1 protein-coding gene is annotated in these 1,166 nt (G+C 63.2%); it reads left to right on the plus strand.

Annotated features, from left to right (window positions below; genetic code table 11):
- A partial coding sequence (locus ABLV12_RS08730; protein WP_348866981.1) for a transketolase C-terminal domain-containing protein occupies positions 1-1,039 on the plus strand: 1,039 nt, incomplete at its 5' end.
- Between the last annotated feature and the right edge of the window lie 127 nt (positions 1,040-1,166).

The following is a 1,166-nucleotide window of genomic DNA, read 5'->3' on the forward strand; positions in this document are numbered from 1 at the left end:
CCCGCAGGAAGCAGCAGAATTCACCCGCCGTATGAAAGGCGAGATGCCGGCTGATTTCGACGCGAAAGCGAACGAATTCATCGCGAAGCTGCAGGCTAACCCGGCGAAAATCGCCAGCCGTAAAGCGTCGCAGAACGCCATTGAAGCCTTCGGCCCGCTGCTGCCTGAGTTCCTCGGCGGCTCCGCTGACCTGGCGCCAAGTAACCTGACCCTGTGGTCCGGCTCCAGGGCTATCAACGAAGACGCTGCCGGTAACTATATCCACTACGGCGTGCGTGAATTCGGTATGACCGCCATTGCCAACGGTATCGCCCTGCACGGCGGTTTCCTGCCGTACACCTCCACCTTCCTGATGTTCGTCGAGTACGCGCGTAACGCGGTACGTATGGCGGCGCTGATGAAGCAGCGTCAGGTGATGGTCTACACCCACGACTCCATCGGTCTGGGCGAAGACGGCCCGACGCACCAGCCGGTTGAGCAGGTGGCTTCCCTGCGCGTCACCCCGAACATGTCCACATGGCGTCCGTGCGACCAGGTGGAATCCGCCATCGCGTGGAAATACGGCGTAGAGCGTCAGGACGGCCCGACCGCGCTGATTCTGTCGCGTCAGAACCTGGCGCAGCAGGAGCGCACCGAAGAGCAGCTGGCGAACGTCGCCCGCGGCGGCTACGTGCTGAAAGATTGCGCCGGTCAGCCGGAGCTGATCTTCATCGCCACCGGCTCTGAAGTGGAGCTGGCGGTTGCCGCTTACGAAAAACTGACTGCCGAAGGCGTGAAGGCGCGCGTGGTTTCCATGCCGTCCACCGATGCGTTCGACAAGCAGGATGCGGCTTACCGTGAAGCGGTGCTGCCGAAAGCGGTCTCTGCGCGCGTGGCCATCGAAGCGGGTATCGCCGACTACTGGTTCAAATACGTGGGCCTGAACGGCGCGATCGTTGGCATGACCACCTTCGGTGAGTCAGCGCCGGCGGAGCAGCTGTTTGAAGAGTTTGGCTTCACCGTGGACAACGTTGTCGCGAAAGCGAAAGCGCTGCTGTAGTCCTTTCCCCCTTCCCGGGGGCGGCGCGGTAAAGCCGCGCCTTGCCCGGGCTACGGGGCCAGCGCGGTCGGGTAGTCCGGACCGGTGCGCGGCACCGCCAGCGGGAAAAGCATCTGGTATCACCGTG

It is taken from the genome of Klebsiella sp. CN_Kp100 (genome assembly GCF_040065315.1).
In the GTDB taxonomy this organism is placed as follows: domain Bacteria; phylum Pseudomonadota; class Gammaproteobacteria; order Enterobacterales; family Enterobacteriaceae; genus Klebsiella; species Klebsiella oxytoca.